Source organism: Rhizobacter sp. P2_H2, assembly GCF_056403375.1.
The window spans coordinates 1-4,373 of record NZ_JBFUFP010000429.1 but is presented as its reverse complement, the minus strand read 5'-3'; the positions used below and the strand labels follow the sequence as shown (position 1 = coordinate 4,373).

Sequence of the window (4,373 nt, the reverse complement as noted above, 5' to 3'; positions counted from 1 at the left end):
CCGGCCCGCTTCGTGTGGGCGCGGGCGATCTTCATCGCGTTCTCGATCGCCTCGGCGCCGGTGCTGAAGAAGGCGGTCTTCTTCGCATGGCGGCCGGGCGTCAGCGCATTGAGCTGCTCGGCCAGCGCGATGTAGCCCTCGTAGGGCACGACCTGGTAGCAGGTGTGGGTGAAGCGCTTGAGCTGTGCCTCGATCGCGGCGACCACCTTCGGGTGGCGGTGGCCGGTGTTCATCACCGCGATGCCGCCGGCGAAGTCGAGGAAGCGCCGGCCTTCGACGTCCCACAGCTCGGCGTTCTCGGCATGGTCGGCGAAGAAGGTGCCCATCACGCCGACACCGCGCGGCGTGGCCGCGGCCTTGCGGGCCATCAGCTGTTCGTTGAGAGAGTGATTCATCGAATCCTCCGTAGCCCGGATGCCAATCCGGGATTCATCAGTCAATCCGGATCCACGTGGTCTTCAGCTCGGTGTACTTGTCGAACGCATGCAGCGACTTGTCGCGCCCGTTGCCGCTCTGCTTGAAGCCACCGAACGGCACCGTGATGTCGTCCTCGTCATACTGGTTGACGTGCACCGTGCCGGCGCGCAGCGCCCGCGCCACGCGGTGCGCGCGGTTGATGTTGCTGCTCCACACGCTGGCCTGCAGCCCGTACGCGCTGTCGTTGGCCATCGCGATCGCTTCKTCCTCGGTCTTGAAGCGGATCACCGACAGCACCGGCCCGAAGATCTCCTCGCGCGCGATCTTCATCGTGTTGGCGACGCCGTCGAACACCGTCGGCTCGACGAAGTACCCGCCGCTGTCCTGCCGCACCTGCCGCCCGCCGGCGGCGAGCCGCGCGCCTTCGCTCTGGCCGGCATCGATGTAGCCCAGCACCGTGCGCAGCTGGGTGTCGTCGACCAGCGCGCCCAGTTCGGTGGTGGCATCGAGCGGGTTGCCCGGCCGGTACTTCGGCGCCTCGGCCGTCACCGTCTTCACGAAGTCGTCGGCGATGCTCTCGTGCACGAACACGCGCGACGGCGCGTTGCACGATTCCCCCTGGTTGAAGAACATGCTGCCGGCCACCGTCTGCGCGGCGCGCACCGGGTCGTCGAAATCGGGGAACACGATGAAGGCCGACTTGCCGCCGAGCTCGTTGTAGACGCGCTTCAGGTTGCTGCGCCCGGCGTAGTCGAGCATCTTGCGGCCCACGCGCGTCGAGCCGGTGAAGCCGATCGCATCGACCTGCATGTGCAGCGCGAGCGCCTCGCCGGCCTCGTGGCCGTAGCCCGGCACCACGTTGAACACGCCCTCGGGCAGCCCGGCCTGCAGCGCGAGCTCGGCCAGGCGCAGGGCGGTCAGCGGGGATTTCTCGCTCGGCTTCAGCACCACGCTGTTGCCGGCAGCGAGCGCCGGGCCGAGCTTCCACGAGGCCATGATCATCGGGTAGTTCCACGGCACGATCGCGCCGATCACGCCCATCGGCTCGCGCGTGATCAGCGCCAGCGCGCTCTGCGGCGTCGGCGCGATCTCGTCGTAGACCTTGTCGACCGCCTCGGCATACCAGGCGATGCAGCGCGCGGTGGAGGGCACGTCGACGCTCAGGCTGTACTTGATCGGCTTGCCCATGTCGAGCGTCTCGAGCAGGGCCAGCTCTTCCTYCGCGCCGAGGATCAGCTCGGCAAAGCGCTGCAGCACCTTCTTACGCTGGGCCGGCGCCTTGCGCGACCAGCGGCCGTCGTCGAAGGCGCGGCGTGCCGAGGCCACCGCGGCATCGATGTCGGCCGCCCGGCCGCGCGCCACCTGCGTGAGGGTGCGGCCGTCGAGCGGCGACACGCAGCCGAAGGTCTCGCCGTCCTGTGCCGCGACGCGCTGGCCGTTGATCACGGCGCGGCCGTCGAATTGCAATGCGGCCACGCGTGCTGCCCAGTCGATCGAGCTCATGCTGTCTCCTTCGTCAGGACCTTGATCAGAACGACACCACGACTGACGCGCCCAGCAGGTGGTTGCTCTTCTTGTAGCTGCCGTCGCCGGTGTCCAGGAACACCGGCAGTGTCGCGCGATCGAGCCGGTATTCGGCCTTCAGGGTCGTGTTGCGGGTCCACAGGTAGTTGAAGCCGACCGCCAGCGCATAGCGGTTCGCGCCGTCGTCGCAGCCGTCGACCAGCGCGCCCGGGGCGCAGCCCAGCGCCGGATCCGGGCCGATGCCGTTGCGGTCGTCGGCCACCGAGTACTGCAGCAGCCCGCCGCCGTTCTTCTTGTTGTTGATGTAGTCGGCCCGCACCACGCCCTCGAAGCGCGGCTCGAACTTGTAGGCCGCGAGCGCCGACAGGCCCCACCACTGCGCGTCGCGCAGGCTGCCGTCGGCGGCCGGCACGATCGAGGCATTGCGCTGCCGGCCGAAGCCGACCTGGCCCTGCACCGTCCAGTCGCCGCGGATGAAGTAGCCATCGATCTCGAACAGGTCGAGGCGGGAATCGTCCTGCGGGATCACCTCGAGGGTGGTCGGGTCGATCGCGCTCTCGGAGAAGTTGGCGACCTTGCCATGCACGCCGGCGAAGCCGAAGCCGTTGAACTCGCCCTTCGAGTAGTCGACGCGGTAGGCGAACACCGGCGATTTCTGGTTGGCGCCCTGCTTGGTCTTGTTGTAGTTGGCGATCAGCAGCTTGGTGTCCCACTTGCCGCGGATGAACTCCATGCCGGCGCCGGTGTAGGCGGTCGGCTCGGTGAAGTCGAGCAGCAGGCCGCGCGTGACCAGCTTGGTCTGCGTCGGCTGCACGTACTCGTAGCCTGACCAGTCGGGGATCTGGCCGGCGATGAAGCGGGTCTGCAGGTCGCCGAGCGGGATCGACACCGAGGCCTCGTGCACGATGCTGTTGCCGTCCGGGTCGGCGATCGAGCCGGCCCCGCGGTTGGGCATCAGCGTCAGGCGCCACTTGGTGCCGCCTTCCATCTCCTTCTGGAAATCGAGGCTCGCGACGCCGAAGTAGGAGTTGTCGTAGTTGTAGCCGTCGTCCGAGACGCGGTTCAGGAACTGGAAGCCGGCGCGGTGCTGGTTCTTGTTGTAGATGTAGCTCGGGTCGAAGTAGCCGCTGATCTTCAGGCCCTTCAGGCCCTGGGCTTCCATCCCGTCTTCGAGCGCCTCGGTCTTGATGGCGATGCGGTTGAACTCCTGCACCTGCTCGGGGGTCATGCCCCATTGCTTCTCGGCGGGCTTGCCGTCGGGGCCCGACTTCTCCGCGAGCTTCTTCTCGAGGTCGGCGATGCGCTGCTTCATCGCCTTCAGCTCGTCCATCAACTCCTTGTTCGACTGCGCCTGGGCGGGGGCTGCCCATGCAGCGGCGACGGCCAGCGCCAGGGTCGAGAGCTTCGCGAACTTCATCGGTTTTCTCCTCGGGGTTGGATTCGGGGTGTTCTGGTGTCAGGCGCCACGCTGCGCCGCGTTCATTTCCTGGAGGCGGCGCCGCTCGGCGCGCGCGATGTAGAGGCTGGCCGCCGCGACGCAGATGGCGACGATCACGATGATCACGGTGGCCACCGCATTGACGCTCGGGTTCAGGCCGAGCCGGGCGCGCGAGAAGATCACCAGCGGCATCGTGGTGGCGCCGGGGCCGGACAGGAAGGCCGACACCACCACGTCGTCGAGCGACAGGCTGAAGGTGAGCAGCCAGGCCGACGCGAGCGCCTGGCCGATCATCGGCAGCGTGACCAGCGTGAACACCTGCCAGGGCTTGGCGCCGAGGTCCATCGCGGCCTCTTCGAGCGAGGGGTTCAGGTCCTGCAGGCGGGCCTGCACGACGACGGTGGCGTACGACATGCCGAGCAGCAGGTGGCCGAGCCAGATCGTCATCAGCCCGCGCTCGGGGAAGCCGACGGCCTTCTGCACCGACACCAGCATCAGCAGCAGCGACAGCCCGCAGATCACCTCGGGCATCACCAGCGGCGCGTTGACGAGGCCGTTGAAGAGCGTGCGGCCGGTGAAGCGCCGGTACTTGACGAGCGAGAAGGCGGCGAGCGTGCCGAGCAGGACCGAGCCGCAGGCGCTGAGGAAGGCGATCTTCAGCGACAGCCACAGGCCGGACAGCATCTCGCGGTCGTTGACGAGCTTGCCGTACCACTCGAAGGTGAAGCCGCCCCACACGGTGGGCAGCGGCGACGCGTTGAACGAGTAGATGACGAGCGTGACGATCGGCAGGTACAGGAACACGAAGCCGCCGACGAGCCAGGCGCGGCCGAACCAGGCGGCCTTGGGGTGCACGGTGCCGCTCATCGCCTGCGCTCCTGGCTCTCGACCTGGTACTTGTTGAAGAGGGCGAGCGGGAAGACGATCAGCAGCACCAGCACGACGGCGACGGTGGAGGCCATGGTCCAGTCGTTGTTGCTGAAGAACTCGTCCC

4 protein-coding genes and 1 pseudogene are annotated in these 4,373 nt (G+C 67.7%); all 5 read right to left on the bottom strand.

Annotation, left to right across the window (positions count from 1 at the left end; translation table 11 throughout):
• Positions 1-395, bottom strand: a 395-nt coding sequence (locus AC1D15_RS19630; protein WP_477827300.1) for an aminotransferase class III-fold pyridoxal phosphate-dependent enzyme, incomplete at its 3' end; no start/stop codon positions are given.
• Positions 396-432: 37 nt separating this feature from the next.
• Complete coding sequence (locus AC1D15_RS19625; protein WP_477827299.1) at positions 433-1,920, bottom strand: aldehyde dehydrogenase; 1,488 nt, start codon at positions 1,918-1,920, stop codon at positions 433-435.
• Between the two features lie 25 nt (positions 1,921-1,945).
• Complete coding sequence (locus AC1D15_RS19620; RefSeq protein WP_465113594.1) at positions 1,946-3,358, bottom strand: DUF3138 family protein; 1,413 nt, start codon at positions 3,356-3,358, stop codon at positions 1,946-1,948.
• A 39-nt stretch (positions 3,359-3,397) separates the two neighbouring features.
• Positions 3,398-4,246, bottom strand: a complete 849-nt coding sequence (locus AC1D15_RS19615) for an ABC transporter permease subunit (protein ID WP_477827298.1) — start codon at positions 4,244-4,246, stop codon at positions 3,398-3,400.
• Positions 4,243-4,373: pseudogene (locus tag AC1D15_RS19610) on the bottom strand (putrescine ABC transporter permease PotH); the annotation flags it as partial. The pseudogene AC1D15_RS19610 and the gene AC1D15_RS19615, both read right to left, overlap by 4 nt.